This window comes from Yoonia rosea (assembly GCF_900156505.1).
GTDB classification, from domain to species: domain Bacteria; phylum Pseudomonadota; class Alphaproteobacteria; order Rhodobacterales; family Rhodobacteraceae; genus Yoonia; species Yoonia rosea.
This window is the reverse complement of the sequence record NZ_FTPR01000001.1, coordinates 1767939-1784484: the sequence shown is the minus strand read 5'-3', so window position 1 is coordinate 1784484 and position 16546 is coordinate 1767939. Positions and strand designations below refer to the sequence as shown.

The 16546-nt window shown below is 57.8% G+C and carries 15 protein-coding genes; 8 read left to right on the top strand and 7 right to left on the bottom strand.

Annotated features, from left to right (window positions below; translation table 11 throughout):
- Position 1 precedes the first annotated feature (1 nt).
- The 4 genes from B0B09_RS08875 to B0B09_RS08860 all read left to right on the top strand — a co-directional run bounded on the left by B0B09_RS08875 (position 2) and on the right by B0B09_RS08860 (position 4599).
- Positions 2-1609: an ArnT family glycosyltransferase gene (locus tag B0B09_RS08875; protein ID WP_076659257.1), complete on the top strand. Its 1608-nt coding sequence runs from the start codon at positions 2-4 to the stop codon at positions 1607-1609.
- Between the two features lie 195 nt (positions 1610-1804).
- Positions 1805-2431 carry a protein-L-isoaspartate O-methyltransferase family protein gene (locus B0B09_RS08870; protein WP_076659873.1) on the top strand — a complete coding sequence of 209 codons (627 nt, stop codon included), beginning with the start codon at positions 1805-1807 and terminating at the stop codon, positions 2429-2431.
- A gap of 56 nt (positions 2432-2487) precedes the next feature.
- Complete coding sequence (locus tag B0B09_RS08865; protein WP_076659256.1) at positions 2488-3852, top strand: TolC family outer membrane protein; 1365 nt, start codon at positions 2488-2490, stop codon at positions 3850-3852.
- Between the two features lie 78 nt (positions 3853-3930).
- Positions 3931-4599, top strand: coding sequence for a hypothetical protein (locus tag B0B09_RS08860; protein ID WP_084190766.1), 669 nt, complete (start codon positions 3931-3933; stop codon positions 4597-4599).
- Here the strand turns inward: B0B09_RS08860 and B0B09_RS08855 are convergent.
- Entirely contained in the window at positions 4596-6041 is a 1446-nt protein-coding gene (locus B0B09_RS08855) for a cobyric acid synthase (RefSeq protein WP_076659254.1), read from the bottom strand. The two genes, B0B09_RS08860 and B0B09_RS08855, sit on opposite strands and share 4 nt — an antisense overlap.
- A 52-nt stretch (positions 6042-6093) precedes the next feature.
- Here B0B09_RS08855 and B0B09_RS08850 point away from each other — a divergent pair, with 52 nt between their 5' ends.
- Positions 6094-6672 (top strand): cobalamin biosynthesis protein CobQ, encoded by a 579-nt coding sequence (locus tag B0B09_RS08850; RefSeq protein WP_076659253.1) that lies wholly within the window; start codon positions 6094-6096, stop codon positions 6670-6672.
- 56 nt (positions 6673-6728) lie between these two features.
- On the opposite strand, the gene B0B09_RS08845 is transcribed toward B0B09_RS08850, so the two are convergent.
- A complete protein-coding gene (locus tag B0B09_RS08845) occupies positions 6729-7052 on the bottom strand; it encodes a DUF6280 family protein (RefSeq protein WP_055294189.1) in 324 nt (107 codons plus the stop codon).
- Positions 7053-7277: 225 nt separating this feature from the next.
- Between B0B09_RS08845 and efp the strand changes: the two genes are divergently transcribed.
- Positions 7278-7841 carry an elongation factor P gene (gene efp / locus B0B09_RS08840; RefSeq protein ID WP_076659252.1) on the top strand — a complete coding sequence of 188 codons (564 nt, stop codon included), beginning with the start codon at positions 7278-7280 and terminating at the stop codon, positions 7839-7841.
- Positions 7842-7843: 2 nt separating this feature from the next.
- Here efp and ygfZ read toward each other — a convergent pair whose 3' ends face one another.
- Entirely contained in the window at positions 7844-8578 is a 735-nt protein-coding gene (ygfZ, locus tag B0B09_RS08835) for a CAF17-like 4Fe-4S cluster assembly/insertion protein YgfZ (RefSeq protein ID WP_076659251.1), read from the bottom strand.
- Positions 8571-10361, bottom strand: a complete 1791-nt coding sequence (locus B0B09_RS08830) for an ABC transporter ATP-binding protein (RefSeq protein WP_076659250.1) — start codon at positions 10359-10361, stop codon at positions 8571-8573. The genes ygfZ and B0B09_RS08830 overlap by 8 nt, the downstream gene beginning before the upstream one ends.
- A gap of 129 nt (positions 10362-10490) precedes the next feature.
- Here B0B09_RS08830 and B0B09_RS08825 point away from each other — a divergent pair, with 129 nt between their 5' ends.
- Positions 10491-11669 carry a pyridoxal-phosphate-dependent aminotransferase family protein gene (locus B0B09_RS08825; protein WP_076659249.1) on the top strand — a complete coding sequence of 393 codons (1179 nt, stop codon included), beginning with the start codon at positions 10491-10493 and terminating at the stop codon, positions 11667-11669.
- On the opposite strand, the gene B0B09_RS08820 is transcribed toward B0B09_RS08825, so the two are convergent.
- On the bottom strand, positions 11666-11851 hold the full coding sequence (locus B0B09_RS08820; RefSeq protein ID WP_076659248.1) for a hypothetical protein: 186 nt from the start codon (positions 11849-11851) through the stop codon (positions 11666-11668). The two genes, B0B09_RS08825 and B0B09_RS08820, sit on opposite strands and share 4 nt — an antisense overlap.
- Positions 11852-11899: 48 nt before the next feature.
- Positions 11900-13015 carry a pyridoxal phosphate-dependent aminotransferase gene (locus B0B09_RS08815; RefSeq protein ID WP_076659247.1) on the bottom strand — a complete coding sequence of 372 codons (1116 nt, stop codon included), beginning with the start codon at positions 13013-13015 and terminating at the stop codon, positions 11900-11902.
- A gap of 77 nt (positions 13016-13092) precedes the next feature.
- Between B0B09_RS08815 and B0B09_RS08810 the strand changes: the two genes are divergently transcribed.
- The gene (locus B0B09_RS08810) at positions 13093-13254 is read left to right on the top strand and encodes a Tat pathway signal protein (protein WP_076659246.1); all 162 of its coding nucleotides are present in this window, start codon (positions 13093-13095) and stop codon (positions 13252-13254) included.
- A 73-nt stretch (positions 13255-13327) separates the two neighbouring features.
- On the opposite strand, the gene B0B09_RS08805 is transcribed toward B0B09_RS08810, so the two are convergent.
- Positions 13328-16384 (bottom strand): valine--tRNA ligase, encoded by a 3057-nt coding sequence (locus B0B09_RS08805; protein ID WP_076659245.1) that lies wholly within the window; start codon positions 16382-16384, stop codon positions 13328-13330.
- Positions 16385-16546: the final 162 nt, after the last annotated feature.

Below are 16546 nucleotides of genomic sequence, written 5' to 3'. Positions count from 1 at the left end.
AATGACAAAACTATGGGATTTTGTGGTGCGTTTTCCGATCATGATCGGAATCGCGATGATTTTGACGCAAACGCTGCCTGTGCTCGATGCACGGTGGCTGTGGTTTTCTGACGAAGTCCGCTATGCTGAGGTTTATTCCAACCTTGTGCGTGATGGCCACTGGATTGTCCTGAACCTCAATGGTGAGGCCTATCCAGACAAGCCCCCTGTTTATTTCCTGCTGCTCGCAGCGCTTGATCTGATTCCGGGCGTCGAGATGCCGGGGCTGATGTGGCTTGGCTCTGCCGTGTCGGCGATTTTCCTGCTTTTTGCGATGCGTGCGCTGGCAAATGCCGTCGGCATTGGCCGCGCGGGGTTTGCTGCCGGAATGCTTGTGCAACTCAGCATCTTTGGCATGGTGCTCTTGCTGCATTACGTGCGCATGGATTTGCTTTTTGTGGCCCTGATGATGGGTGGGCAGGCCTATCTGCACCGACACTACTATAACGGCGAAGCGGCGAAACATGCCTACCTCGGCTTTGCGCTTTGCGGTCTTGCCGTGCTGGTCAAAGGCCCGCTTGGGCTGCTGTTGCCGCTGGTCGCTGTCTGGGGTGCTGCACTTTGGGCCGGGCGCGGCGCGGCGATCCTGCGGTTCACGACAGTCTTGGGCTTGTTGTTGTCCGTACTGGTCATGGCGAGCTGGGCCGTTGGGATCATCATGGTCGAGGGGTGGGCGTTCTTTAGCGAACAGATCATTGGCCAGCAGGTTGTTGCACGGGCCACAGATACGTTCCACCACAGCGAACCGTTCATCTATTACTTTATCGTGCTGCCCGTTCTGCTTTTGCCTTGGACCGGCTTTGCGCTGGCGCTGCCTTGGGCCCGCGTTTTGCAGTGGCCGGCTGCCATGTGGAAAACCCGCCGTCAGCTGAGCCCTGTTGGCATCCTCGCAATCGGTGCTTTTGCGCATTTCATGACGTTGTCGCTGCTTGATGGCAAAGTCGGTGTCTATGTCCTGCCCATCTTGGTGCAGGTGTCCTTGCTGATTGGTGCGCTCCTCGCCTCGGGCTTTGTGCCCCGCGCGTGGGTGGGTGTCGCGGCGATGATGGCAGTCTTCGGGGCGGCATTGATGGCATTTTCCTTCAGCGAGGAAGCTGCGGCCTATCAACTTGGCGCACTGCTCTGTGGCGGGCTTCTGGTTGTCCTCGCGGCGTTGCTGGTCTGGTTGCGCAAAGCGGGGCATGCGGCCTTATTGGTGCAATCGGCCGTAATGGTTGGGTGGAGTCTCTTGCTTGCGGCTGTCCTGCTGCCGGGTTTGAATGAGAGCGCATCGACCCGTATCACGGCAGAGCATCTTGGCCGGCTTGCCGAGAACGGCTATACACCTGTGGCTTATCGGACCTATCCTGGCATCTTTTCATATTATGCCGGTCGCGATGTCGTACAGATTGATAACCGAAATGACCTGGCGGCACTGATTGCATCAGACAGCGCGATTGTCATTGCAGGGCGCAAGCGCCATCTGGACGAACTTGATTTGATGGGTTTTGAGCTTCTCGATAGCCGTGAAATCAACGGGGCAGGTGGCCGCTATGATGTTGTGAGCCGGAGCGCGCGACAATCCAACTAATGCTGCCAAGGCAGGCATTCGTAAACGATGTGCGCAAAGGGGCGACAAAGATGCAGCGCATGCGGCGCGCTTTGTCATGGAGTGCTGGTTTGTGTCATCTTCAATGTTGCCGTGTCGTGACATCTATGGCATGAGACATCAAACAAACTGAACGAAAGAGTTTAGATCGTGACTGACTATACCTCCCGCCGTACAATGATGGTCGATACGCAGGTGCGACCTTCTGATGTAACGAAGTTCCCAATTATTGATGCAATGCTGTCTGTTCCGCGCGAAGCCTTTGTACCGGATGGCAAGCGCGAAGCGGCCTATGTCGGTGAGAACCTTGAAATTGGTGGTGGCCGTGTGCTGCTTGAACCGCGCACTTTGGCGAAAATGATTGATGCGCTGGATATCCAGCCAAGCCACGTCATACTCGATATCGCATGTGGTCTCGGATATTCGACGGCTGTCCTGTCGCATATGTGCGACTTTGTCGTGGCGATCGAGGATGACGAGGCGCGCGCCGAAGAGGCGCAGTCGCTTCTGTCGGGGCAGGGCGTTGACAATGCGGCGGTGATGTTTGGCGCATTGGCTGACGGTGCCGCCAAATCCGGACCCTATGACGTCATTATTCTGCAAGGTGGTGCAGAGCAGGTGCCTGCCGCGTTGTTGGAGCAGCTGCGCGAAGGTGGCCGGATTGCCGCTGTCTTTGCGGAAGGGACGCTCGGCGTCGTGCGCATCGGTCATAAGATCGATGGCAACGTGAACTGGCGCTTTGCGTTCAATGCCAGCGCGCCGGTGTTGACGGGTTTTGAGAAAGACCGCGCTTTTGCACTCTGATGAGTGATCGGTCGCGTAGGCCATGACGTAATTAATTGAAAGCTTTGGAGTTTCGCATGATGAGACGTAAGGGACTAGCCGTTGTCGCAATTGCACTGACATTTATCGGCGCACCCGCATTGAAGGCTGATACTCTGGCTGACGCCTTGGCTGCGGCATATAACAACTCGGGCCTGCTTGAACAAAACCGCGCGTTGCTTCGTGCTGCGGACGAAGGTGTCGCGCAATCTGTTGCGGCAACTTTGCCAGTCATCAACTGGTCGGTTTCGGCGACCAGAAGGCGCGTTGAAGTGCCGGTGGTGACGACAACCGACTCAGTTCTGGCGCAGATTTCAGGTGATGTGACACTGTTCGACTTTGGTGTCGGACGGTTTGGGGTCGAGGCCCAGAAAGAAGTGGTGCTCGGAACACGGCAGTCACTGCGCGGCGTTGAGCAGGATGTGCTGCTGCGTGCAGTGCAGGCCTATATGAATGTCCTGAGTGCAGGCGAATTTGTCCAGTTGCGCCAGAATAACGTGCGCCTGATCACGCAGGAATTCCGCGCCGCGCAGGACCGGTTCGAGGTTGGCGAAGTGACACGGACAGATGTCGCCCTTGCCGAGGCACGTCTTGCCGCCGCACGCAGCCTGTTGGCAGCAGCGCAGGGTGATCTGGCGCGTGCCGCCGAAGAATATCAGGCGGCGATCGGACGGACGCCCGCCGGTGTGCGGTCGGTCAGCCCGGCGCCGGTGTCGCGTACGCTTGACGATGCCAAGGCCTTTGCCGTGCGCAACCACCCCAGCGTGCTTGAAGCACAGCATTCCGTTGCTGCGGCAGAGATTAACATCCGTCGCGCCGAAGCTGCCACGCGGCCTTCGGTTTCTTTGAGTGGTTCAGTCGGCTCTGACGAGGAATCGAACACCTCGGCCCAAGTGGGCCTGAGCATTGGTGGCCCGATCTATCGCGGCGGCCAGATTCTGAGCCAGTTCCGCCAAGTGCAGGCCAACCGTGATGCTGCACGTTCCGGTCTGCACCTGCGTGTCATGGCTGTCGAACAAGAGGTGGGCAATGCTTTTGCTTCGCTGCAGGTCGCGCAGGCATCACGTCAGGCATCTGAACAGCAGATCCGCGCGGCCAGCGTCGCGTTTGAGGGTGTACGCGAGGAAGCGACCCTTGGATCGCGGACCACATTGGATGTGTTGAACGCGGAGCAGGAACTGCTTGATGCGCGGGCGAACCGGATCGCGGCCCAGTCAAACGAAGTGATTGCCTCTTATGCGCTTTTGTCCGCAATGGGGCTTTTGACAGCTGATCATCTGAACCTGCCGGTGCAGCAATATGATCCTTCGGCCTATTATAACCTGGTCAAAGATGCGCCATCGGCCCTGTCTTCACAGGGTGCCGCTCTGGACCGTGTTTTGCAGGCGATTGGAAAAGAATAATCACAGAGTTGTTAGGGGCATCTGCCTTCGCTAAAATCCTGAAATCGGGGCAAGTTTGGGATGAGCTGGATGTCAAGAATGGCGCATGATGAAGACATTGATGACCTCGTATCGTCAGTGCGTGATTTCGTCTCGCATAAAGAGCCGCAACGGTCGCGCTCACGCATCCTGTTGGACCGTCTTATCCTAACGCCAGACCTGCGGGTTGATGGTGGCAATCTGCCGGAAAGCCCAACAAATGCGGCCCGGAATGGTGCAACATCGCACGTGGGGGTCAGGAACCTGCCGCCGGTCAAGACCTATGACAAGGCGGGTCTGGAAGCCACGATTGCAGAACTGGAGGCCGCAGTCACGGCCCAGTTCGATGACTGGGAGGCCGACGAGGGCGAATGCTTTGCCAAGGCGGCATGGGCGGCCAGCGCCTTCCAGAAGCCTCAGAATGATTCGTTGCAAGTGACCGATCCAGAGCCGCCTTTTGTACATTCAGAACGGCAAACTGATGCGGTTGCGCCACAGTCTTCGCAGCCGGCAATGACTTCGGAAGCCGCAGTTGAAGCGACAAAAGATGCGGTGGTTGCCTCTGTGTTGTCCGGCCTTGATGATAAGGCGCTGCGTCGCCTTGTGGCCGAAATTGTCCATGAGGAACTGGGCGGAGAGCTTGGTGAACGGATCACCCGCAATGTGCGCAAGCTGGTCCGTCGCGAGATTAACCGCGTACTGACCAGCCGTGAAATGGACCAAGGCTAATGCGCCAAGTCGAGTAGCGCGTTGATATCCATGTGGGTTTCAAGATGGTCGGCCAGCGCATCAAGCGTGTCGGTCACGCTTTGCGCATAATCATGATGCGTGACGGGTTTCCCGATATCGGCCAGGAATGCCGCGCGGAATGCATCAGCCGCGAACAACCCGTGCAGATAGCAGCCCATCACCCGCCCGTCAGGGGATGCCGCCCCTTCACCGCGCCCATCCAGTGACAGCCATGCGCGTGCGCAGTCAGGGCCGTCCGTCTGGCCGATGTGGATCTCATAGCCGCTCACCTTGTCCCCACTGGGCAGATAGGACGCGTTTGACAGTGCCAGCCGCTTTTGCGGGGCCATGACTGTGCGGACATCTAAAAGGCCCAGTCCTTTGACCCGCGCAGGCGCACCTTCGATCCCGTCGTCGTCGATGATCTCTTTGCCCAGCATCTGATAGCCGCCACAGATGCCCAAGACATGGCCGCCGCGCCGCACATGCGCCCGCAGGTCAATGTCCCACCCTTGCGCGCGGAAATGCGCGAGATCGGCAATCGTGGATTTGGACCCAGGAATGATGACAAGATCTGCATCACCGGGAAGCGGGCGGCCTGCCTCGATGATCTCGACGGTCACATCAGGCGTCGCGGTCAGCGGGTCAAGGTCATCAAAATTCGCGATACGGTTCAGGCGGGGTACGGCAATTTTGATCGCACCGCCCTTGCGGCTGGCAATGTCCATCACGTCTTCGGCAGGCAGTTTCCACGCATCTGCGAACCAAGGTACGATCCCCAGCCGGGCCCAGTCCGTGCGTTCGGCGATGATATCCATGCCTGCGGCAAAGAGCGTCGGATCACCGCGGAATTTGTTGATGGCAAAACCTTTGATGAGGGCGAGGTCCTCTGGTGGCAGGATCGCATGGGTGCCGACGAGTTGTGCAATCACGCCGCCTCGATCAATGTCGCCTACCAGCACGACAGGCACATTGGCAGCACAGGCAAAGCCCATGTTGGCGATATCGCCCGCGCGCAGGTTCACTTCGGCGGGGCTGCCCGCGCCCTCGACAATGACCAGATCACGGCCCAAGCCAATCCGTTGGAAACTCTCCAACACAGGCGGTAGCAGTTTCGCTTTTTGCTTGCCATAGTCGCGTGCTTTCATCGTGGCAAAGCGCTTGCCTTGCACGATCACCTGCGCGCCGATATCGGTTTCGGGTTTCAAAAGCACCGGGTTCATATCAACCATCGGTTCCAGCCCGCAGGCCAAGGCCTGCAACGCCTGCGCGCGCCCGATCTCGCCGCCATCTGCGGTGACGGCTGCGTTGTTGGACATATTCTGCGGTTTGAATGGGGCGACAGATATGCCGCGTTTGACACAGGCCCGCGCAATGCCCGCCACAAGCATGGATTTGCCCACGTTCGAGCCAGCCCCCTGGATCATGATCGCTCTGGTCATCGGTGCTCCTTTAGCTAACTTCATAGGGGCGCAAGGGGCGCGGGGAAAGAGCATGAACACACCAGCGCATCTGATTTTCGGACTAACCGCCTTTGGCAAGGCAGGGCGGCCTGCAATCACAGGGGCGGCTTTTGCTGGCGCCTTGATCCCTGACCTGTCGCTTTACGTGCTGGCGGGTTGGCACCTGCTGCTTTTGGGTACGTCGCCCGATATCGTTTTTGGCCAGCTTTACTATTCGGCCGCGTGGCAAAGCATCTTTCGGATCGACAATTCCTTTATCATCTGGGGGATCGCACTCGCGCTTGCGGGGCTCTACCGCGCACCGGTGTTGATCGCGCTCTGTGGCGCTGCGCTGCTGCATCTCGGGTTTGATTTTTTGCTGCACAACGATGACGCGCGCGCGCATTTCTGGCCCGTGAGCAATTGGGTCTTTCAGAGTCCCGTCAGCTATTGGGATCCACAGCACTACGGCAATATCGCCGGTGCGGTCGAGGTGGCCTTGTCGCTGTTGTGTTGCGGTATTCTTTGGCGACGCTATCGGGGCCCTTGGATGCGCGGGTTGATTGCGTTGCTGGGGCTGAGTGAATTCGCCCCCTTTGTTCTCTTCGCGATCATGTTTGCAGGGCCGTGAAACAAAAAACGCGGCCCATTGGGCCGCGTCTTTAACGCAAAACTGCTGCTCTAAACCTAGGCAGCACGTGCCTCTTGCTCGGCTGCATTGCGGCGTTCGCTTTCTTCGCGTGACAGTGCCACGGATGTCCGCACACCTTTACCCACGAATTCCATCAAACCGCTTACAACCCGCTCGTTCGGGTCGATCCCCGCACATGACAATACTTCACGGCCATCACGTGACCGCGCCCAGCGTGCAATCTGCTCTGGACCATTTCCATATTTCTTGTCATCTGCAATAGCATCGTCGAGAGCTGCCAGTACCACGGCAGCAAAGAGTTTGCGGGCACGGTTACCTTGTTCGTTATTAAAGGCTGTACCGTCGACGAAATCTCTCATCATATTTCCTTTTTTTGCTCTTGTAGTTCCCGCGTAGGGGCCCTTATGCCCGTTTTGATCCGATTCGGGGGTTCTCTTTTGGAATGGCAGGTATGCAATAAGTGCATGGCTTGCGCCCCAAAAAGAGAACACGTTTGGATCAACTTGCCAGGTCCCCACAGGCTGGATATAGGCTGTGGCTGACACCTTTCAACCTTTGTTAACAATCTAAAGAGCCCTAGACCCATGCCTAAAATCAACGGTAATGAAATTCGTCCCGGCAATGTCCTTGAACACGAGGGCGGTCTCTGGGGCGCTGTAAAAGTAGATCACGTCAAGCCCGGCAAGGGCGGTGCCTTTGCACAGGTAGAACTGAAGAACCTGCGCGACGGGCGCAAGCTGAACGAACGTTTCCGGTCCGCCGACAAGGTCGAACGTGTACGCTTGGACCAGAAGGACCAGCAGTTCCTGTTTGAAGAAGGCGATATGCTGACATTTATGGACAGCGACACCTATGAACAAATTGCATTACCATCCGATATCCTGGGCGACCGCCGCCCGTTCTTGCAGGACGGTATGATGGTCAAGATCGAATACTATGGCGAAGAGGCGCTGAACGTCAGCCTGCCACAGAAAGTTGTCTGCAAAGTCGTTGAGACCGAGCCTGTCGTGAAGGGCCAGACAGCCGCCAACAGCTTCAAGCCTGCGGTCCTCGACAATGGTGTGCGCGTCATGATCCCGCCTTTCGTCGGTCAGGACGAAGATATCGTGGTGAACACTGAAACGTTCGAATACGCCGAACGCGCCTAAAACTACTTCAGGCGGGTGAGGGTTGCCTCGCCTGCCTGCATCAGGCCTTCGGCCCGGTCAAAGCGCAGAAATGCGATCGCCTTATCGCCATCAATCGTATGCAATGTACCCACCGGTTTTCCGTCAGACGTGATCGGATCACCCGGGGCGGCTTTGCCGGTGACAGAAACGAGCGCCAAACCCTTCTTCAGCGTCGTTTTGTGTTTCATCCGCGCAACAATTTCCTGCCCGACAAAACAGCCTTTTTTGAAGTCCACGCCGTGCAGACGCTCAAAGCCAGCTTCCAGGACATAGGTCTCATCGTCGAGTTCGATGCCGGTCTCGGGGATCATGTTTGCGACGCGGAGCGCGTTCCAATCGGTTTCGTCGCTGATATCTGTATCGCCATAGGCGCGCCACCCAAGTGCGTCATGGCGTGGGTCGGTATAAGCGCCCTCGGGTGCGGTGCCCGTGCCGCGTGACACAACCAGATCAGTCTGCTCAACCGTCACCGCCGCGCGCAACCGGTACATCATAAGCCGCTGACCGAGTTTCTGCGCGTGGGATGTGGCAACATCAATCAGCAGGCGGTCCTGCTGTCCGATCACAAAAAAATCGGCAATGAATTTACCCTGCGGTGTGAGCAGTGCCGTGTAGATAATGGCACCATCGGCACGTTTCACATCGTTCGTCACCAAACCTTGCAAAAAAGAAACGCGATCATCGCCACCAATCGAAAGGACGGTCCGGTCAGACATCTTCTGTGCTCTCCTCTTGCGAAAATTGAAGGCGGTGCAGGTCTGCGTAAATGCCGCCTCGTGCCAAAAGCGTTTCGTGGTCGCCCTGATCAACAACGCGGCCGTGGTCCATGACCACGATTGAATCCGCGTTGCGGATCGTCGAGAGCCTATGCGCGATGACCAGGGTTGTTCGCCCCGTCGAAAGCCTTTCAAGCGCTTGCTGCACGATTGCTTCGGATTTTGTATCCAGCGCGCTTGTCGCCTCGTCCAGCAGCAGGATGGGCGTGTCACGCAAGAGCGCGCGCGCAATGGCCACACGCTGCCGTTGACCACCCGAAAGATTTGATCCGCGTGGTCCGGCGGGGCTATCGAGGCCGTTGGGCAAGGACGGCAGGAAGTCACTGACGTGGGCTGCATCAAGAACAGATTTCAAATGCGCCTCGTCCACGCCTTCGCGGCCGAGCAGGATGTTATCGCGCAGGGTTTCGTCAAAAAGGGCGGCATCTTGGGTGACGACAGAGAACAGGCTACGCAGGTCGGCCAGATCATAGTCGCCGATCGGAATGCCCGCGACCATCGCGGCCCCCTCGCGTGGTTCGACCAGACGGGTCAGTACATTAAAGACGGTGCTTTTGCCGGCCCCCGATGCGCCGACAAGTGCGGTGGTTTTGCCCGCTTCAGCGGTAAAGCTGGCCCCGCGCAAGACAGGCAGATCGCCATAGTTCATGGATACATTGTCCAAAGCGACCGCCGGGGCGCTGTGTGGAACCGTTTTGGCTTGGGCCGGTGACAGGATCGTCGGCTGCAAGTTCAGCACGTATTGCAGACGCTCGACACTCGCAGCAGCCATCTGCCATTGCCCGCTCATGAGGCCAAGGCGGCGCAACGGATCGAAAGCAAGCGACATGGCCGTAAAGAACGCCATGAATTCACCGTTGGTCTTTTCGCCGTCGATAATCTCGGACCCGCCATAAAGCAGGACGGCCAGAAACCCGATCCCTGTCATGATATCAATCAAGGCAGGCACCGCCGCTTGGCCCGCTGTCGTGCGCATCCTTGCCGTAACACCCTTCTGGATCAGCGCGTCATACCGTTTCGCCTGATAGGTTTCGAGGGCATTGAGCTTGATCGGGTTGATGCCATGAAACACCTCATCGAGGCGGGTCGAGACATTGCCTGCAATTTCGCGTGCACTGCGTGAACGGCGACGAATATAGGCCTGCACAAGAATGGATGGCAGGATCAAAAGCGGGATGCCGACGATGGCAATCAAGGTCCATTTCCAGTCGATCCAGATCGCGACAGCAAGCAAACCGATCAGTGACACCAGATCGCGCGCGACGGCCGTCAGCAAACTGCTCCAGACCGAGTTGATGACAGATACGTCGCCTTGCACGCGTTCGATCAATTGCCCGGGCGGGTGAATTTGAAAAAAGCCGCTGTCGAGTGACATCATGTGCCGCAGCAGGTGTTTGCGCATGGCAGCCGACGCGAGTTCTTTGATCCATTGCAACAAGATGCGCTGGCAGGAGGATGTGAGCGCGCGAACGAAAAAGATCGTCATGATCCCGAAGCCGACAAAGTAGAGCGCGTTCCGGTCGCCTTGGGCGAAGACATCGTCAAACATCGGTTGGATCATGCGGCTGATCAGTGCCAGCATTGACCCTTCGATCATCATCAACGCAACGGCCGCGGCCAGAAGCCATTTATGCTTGCGCAAATAATCGCGCCAGAGCCAATGAAAAAGTTTGGTGGCAGACTGCTGCTTTTCGGAGCCGGATTTTGGGGTAGGAGGGGGCATCACGGGCCTTTTGCGAACTCTGCTGTCTCTCGTCTACGCGCAAATGGGGCTATAGAGCAAGCAAGGCAAGGTTGACGTTGCACTGCGCCGTATTAAGGTCCTGCCCAGAAATATAGAAAGCCCCCGAACATGTCGCTATCCCAAGGCCGTGCCTATCTGGCCATCCCCGGTCCGTCCGTCATTCCTGATCAAGTCCTGCGCGCAATGCACCGCGCCTCGCCCAATATCTATGAGGGTGAATTGCATGAGTTGACCGCCAGTCTCGTGCCCGATCTCAAAGAGATTGCGATGACAGACAGCGATGTGGCGATCTACATCGGCAACGGCCACGCCGCTTGGGAAGCGGCCCTTGCCAATACGATCTCGGCTGGCGACACCGTGCTGGTGCTGGCGACAGGGCGGTTTTGCATCGGTTGGGGGGAAATGGCGGCGGGGCTGGGCGCAAAGGTCGAGACCATCGACTATGGCGCGCAATCACCGATTGGCCTTGCACAGGTAGAAGAGGTTTTGGCCAAGGACAAAGAGGGCCGGATCAAGGCGGTTCTTGCTGTCCATGTCGACACATCCACCAGCGTCAAAAACGATATTGCGTCCCTGCGGGATGTCATGGATCGCGTCGGGCATCCGGCGCTGCTGATGGCAGATTGTATCGCGTCTTTAGGGTGTGACCGGTTTGAAATGGACGCATGGGGCGTGGATGTCATGGTCGCGGGGTGCCAAAAAGGTTTGATGACGCCAGCAGGCATCAGTTTTGTCTGGTTCAATGCCAAAGCCGATGCAGCGCGTGGTGACCGTGTGACAACCTATTGGGACTGGCGGCCGCGCACGAACCCCGAGTTCTACTTTCAGTATTTCGATGGCACGGCTCCGACGCACCACCTCTATGGTTTGCGCACAGCGCTTGACATGATCAAGGCTGAGGGTTTGGACAACGTTTTCGCGCGGCATGAAAAGCTCGCGCAAGTCATCTGGACTGCTTTTGACCATTGGGCGACCGAGGGGCCGATGCACCTGAATATCGCGGACCCTGCACATCGCTCACATGCGGTGACATCTGTCAGTATCGGCGCGCCCCACGGGGATGCGCTGCGCCACTGGTGTGAACATAAATGTGGTCTGACGCTGGGGATCGGTTTGGGGCGGTCGCCGGCTGATGCCTATTTCCGGGTGGGGCACATGGGTCATGTGAACGCCCATATGATCATGGGCGCGCTGGGCACGATTGAGGCCGGGTTAAACGCCTTGAATATTCCGCACGGGCAAGGTGCCTTGTCTGCCGCCGCACAGGCCATTGCGGCGCGTGCCTAGCCGTTTTTGATGCGGTCGATCCATTTGACGAACTGAAGAAGGGCGTAGGCGGTGGCGGCGACCCAAAGGTAACCTACGGCGGCCGCGATCACCCAAAAGCCCATGAACAAGAAAACCCAAAGCGTCCCCAGAAACGCATCGGTATAGTCTTCGACGGCTTGGATTGGGCGGTGTTGCGACATGATTTATCCTTCTGTGATTGCGGAAGAATAATCAGCCCAAAATAAAAATCACCTTAATTTTTCGTGTGCTTGCGCCAGCGCCTTTGGGAGGGCCTGCGCAAAGGCATCGAGCTGTGCTTCAGTGCCACAACTGACACGGATGCAGCGGTCCTGCGGGGGGACAAAAGGCATCCGCACAAAGATGCCCTCTGCAACAAGAGCGGCCAAAACGGCGCGGGCAAAATCGCCGTCATGACCACAATCAATCGTGACAAAATTGGTGGCTGAGGGCAGTGGATGTAAACCATGCGCTTGGGCAATCGCGCCAATTCTGTCGCGGGCTTGTGCAACTTCTTGGCGGACGTGCGAGAGCCAACCGGTATCTTGCAATGCGGCCAACGCGCCTTCCTGACTGATCCGGCACATGCCAAAATGGTTGCGCACTTTGTTGAAGCCGTTGATCACCTCTGCCGACCCAATCGCATAGCCGACACGCGCACCGGCCATACCATGCGCCTTTGAGAAGGTGCGCATACGGATGACGTTTGCCGCATCCGGATCAATCGCAGGTGCTGTGCCGTCAGGGGCAAGATCAATATAGGCTTCGTCCAGAACCAGCAGACAGCCAGAGGGCAGGCGGTCGATCATATGCTGGATTACCTCTGCCCTGTGCCAACTGCCCATCGGATTGTCGGGATTGGCAATGTAGATCAGTTTCGCCGATACTTCGGTTGCCTTGGCAATAAGCGCGTCGGGATCTTCATGATCGCCGTTGTAAGGCACCGTGTGCAGCCTCCCGCCGAAACCCGCGACATGGTAATTGAAGGTTGGATAGGCCCCTGCCGAGGTGACGACGGCGTCGCCTGCGCCAACATAAAGCCGGACCAGAAGCCCCAAGAGCGCATCAATGCCTTCGCCGACCATGATGTTTTCAGGCTGAACCCCGTGATGTGCGGCCAGCGCATGGCGCAGGTCATTGCTTTCGGGATCGCCATACATCCACGCCTCGCCTGCGGCTTTTTGCATGGCTGCGATGGCTTTGGGCGAGGGGCCAAAGGCGCTTTCATTTGCGCCAAGGCGCGCTGTAAAAGTGCGGCCCATCTGGCGCTCTTGCGCTTCGGGTCCGACGAATGGGACCGAGGCCGGCAGGCTTTCTGCGAGGGGGGTAAGGGCAGGTTTTGTCATGGGGCCAGATAATCGTTTGCTTGAATTCTGCGCAAGCGTTCATATATGAGAATGGTTCGCAAAAAGGAGTGACCCCGATGAAAATGAGTAGACGCGGATTTTTGGCAAGTACCGGGGCCGCTCTTGCGGTGCGCACTGTCCCGCAGGTCGCAGGCAAGGCCGGCGGGCGGCGGATCTTAACGCTGGTTTATGACAAGGCCTTGGGAATGATGCGCGCTGTTGAGCGTGTGGTGCCCTGAGGATTGCCTCCGGCGGAAGTTTGAAGAGACATGGAAAGTCAGGGGGCAGTGACACGGCCGCCCCCTGTTTGGCCTAGCCGATCTCTTGTAGGCGCGCGATGGCCGCCTTGAGTTGGGCTTCTTCGTTTTCGCGCAGGGCGAGGTTGGCTTTCGCCTCAGCGACAACTTCATCCGGGGCGGATTCGACAAATTTGGGGTTGTTCAGACGGCCGCGCAGACCACCGAGCTCTTTGCCCAGTTTCTGCATCGTCTTTTCCAGACGCGCGATTTCTTCGCCGACGTCGATCAGATCGGCCAGCGGGATTCCGAAGGTGCCACCTGCCATTGGGATGGTGACGCAACCTTTGGGAAAGTCATCCACATGTGACAGGCTCTCGATGCGGGCAAGGCGCTGGATCAGCACATGGTTGTTGTCCCATGCGGATTGGCCCTTGTCGTCTAGCCCCGTCACCAGAAGGGGCACCTTTGCCCCGGCAGGGACATGCACCTGCGCGCGGGCAGAGCGCACATTGTCAATCAGATCAATCACCCAGTTCATTTCGCGATCGGCGTCTGCATCCACCAGATCAGCGGCGGTGTAGGTCGGCCATTCGGCATGCACCAGCATCTTGGCGCGGTTGTCCGCCTGCTGCCACAACTCTTCTGTGATGAACGGCATGATCGGGTGCAGCATGATCAGGCATTGGTCCAGCACCCAGCGCAGCGTCTGCTCGGTTTCCGCCTTTGCCGCCGCATCATCGCCTTGCAGGATGGGTTTGGAAAACTCCAGATACCAGTCGCAGACCTTGCCCCATGTGAAGGCATAAAGCGCATCCGCAGCGTCGTTGAAGCGGTAGGCCTCCATCGCGGCGTCCACGGTTTCGCGCACCTTGCCGGTCTCGCCGATGATCCATTTGTTCAGGGTCTGTGTCGCCGCAGGCCGCGCCGCATCGCCGGGGTAGGCGATTTCGTAGTGTTCGGCAAAGCTGAAGGCGTTCCACAGTTTGGTACCGAAGTTGCGATAGCCTTTGATCCGGTCTTCGCTGATTTTCAGCACGCCACCCAAGGCCGCCATCTGAGCGTTGGAAAAGCGCAGGGCGTCGGCGCCGTAGGCGTCGATCATATCCAGCGGGTCGATCACGTTGCCCTTGGTCTTGGACATCTTCTCGCCCTTCGCGTCGCGGACGAGTTGGTGCAGATAGACCGTGTGGAAGGGTTCCTGCCCCAAGACCGCCTCGGACATCATCATCATGCGGGCGACCCAGAAGAACAGGATGTCCTGGCCGGTGACAAGAACGTCGCCGGGGAAGTATTTCATCGCCTCATCTTCGGCAGGCCAGCCGAGGGTGCCGAAGGGCCAGAGGCCGGAGGAGAACCATGTGTCGAGGACGTCTTCATCACGTCTTAGCTCGACAGAAAGAGTTCCGGGTCTGCCTTCGATCTTATCCGCGACCCAACCTGTTTCGACATTAGTAATTGCCTGTAGCCGACGACCAGCTTCATCTGGACTTAGGCGCTGATCCCCAACATTTTCGACTCGGACATCTACTGACTGCCCAGGATATTTGTCTGAGTAGAATTCTTCGGCTTTCTTAATCGCTTCAGCTTCATTGGGCGCGCAGAACTGATTTCCTTGCAGATCAAACCAAACCGGAATCTGATGCCCCCACCACAACTGGCGCGAGATGCACCAAGGCTCGATGTTCTCCAGCCAGTGGTAATACACCTTTTCGCCGCTTTCGGGCATGATCTTGGTGCGGCCTTCCTTCACCGCATCAAGCGCGGGACCGACGATCTTGGCTGTGTCGACGAACCATTGGTCGGTGAGCATCGGCTCGATCACAACTTTTGAGCGGTCGCCGAAGGGCTGCATGATTTTCTTCGCCTCGACGTAAGGCACGATTGTTTCAACCTCTTCGCCATCGTCATTCTTGACCATCTCCGTGGTCATCACCGCGTTACCCTCTGCCGTGATATCCGCAACCACACGTTTGCGTGCCTCGAACCGGTCGAGCCCGCGGTATTCCTCAGGCACCATGTTCATCGCGGCGATCATCGCCTCGTCGAAATCCTGTTCGCCATTGGCGATGGCTTGGGCAATCGCGGCCTCTTCGGCGTAGGGCTTGCCGTCTGCGCGCATGTTCCCCTTGGTGTCCATCAGCGAATACATCGGGATATTACCGCGTTTGGCGACCTCATAGTCGTTGAAGTCATGCGCGCCGGTGATTTTCACGGCACCGGAGCCGAAATCGGGGTCAGGGTAGGGGTCAGTGATGATCGGGATCAGGCGGCGCTGTTCCTTCGGCCCAACAGGGATTTCGCAGAGCTTGCCAACGATGGGCGCATAGCGTTCGTCATCCTTGTGCACGGCCACAGCGCCGTCGCCGAGCATGGTTTCGGGGCGGGTCGTGGCGATGGAAATGTAATCCCGCGTTTCACGCAGGGTCACGTTGCCGTCTTCGTCCTTCTCGACGTATTCATATGTCTCGCCACCGGCCAGCGGGTATTTGAAGTGCCACATGTGGCCGTCGACTTCGATGTTCTCGACCTCAAGGTCGGAAATCGCAGTTTCGAAATGCGGGTCCCAGTTAACCAACCGCTTGCCGCGGTAGATCAGGCCCTTGTTGTACATCTCGACAAAGACTTTCAGCACAGCGTCATGGAAATTGCCGGGTTTCTCGGACGCAGGCGCGCTTTCGGCGCCCGACATGGTAAAGGCCGAGCGGGACCAATCCATACTGTCGCCCAAGCGCCGCGCCTGTTGTTCGATCTGCCCACCGTTGGCGGCCTTCCATTCCCAGACTTTCTCGAGGAATTTCTCGCGCCCCATCTCGGTACGCTTTGGCAGGCCTTTGGCGGCGAGGTCTTTTTCCACCATCAATTGCGTGGCAATACCCGCATGATCCAGCCCCGGCTGCCACAACGTGTCATACCCCTGCATCCGCTTCCAGCGGGTCAGCATGTCCATGATGGTATGGTTGAAGGCGTGGCCGACATGCAGGTGCCCTGTCACATTGGGGGGTGGCAGCATGATGCAAAAGGTCTCGTCCCGGCTGGCATTGGCGCCTGCTTTGAAAGCGCCTGCATCTTCCCACATTTTGTAAAGGCGGGGTTCTGCTGTCTTGGCGTCGAATGTCTTTTCCATCGGCATCGGTTTGGTCCTTGCTGTGTTTGCTGCGCAAATAACCCGCTGATGGGGTGAGGGGAAGAGTAAGGTGGGTTGAAACCCACCTTACCCGCTGAAAAGTGGCTTTTCGCGGTTGTCGCTGGACTTGGACCGATCGACCGCTAGGGTTTGCATCAAGCAAGCGAG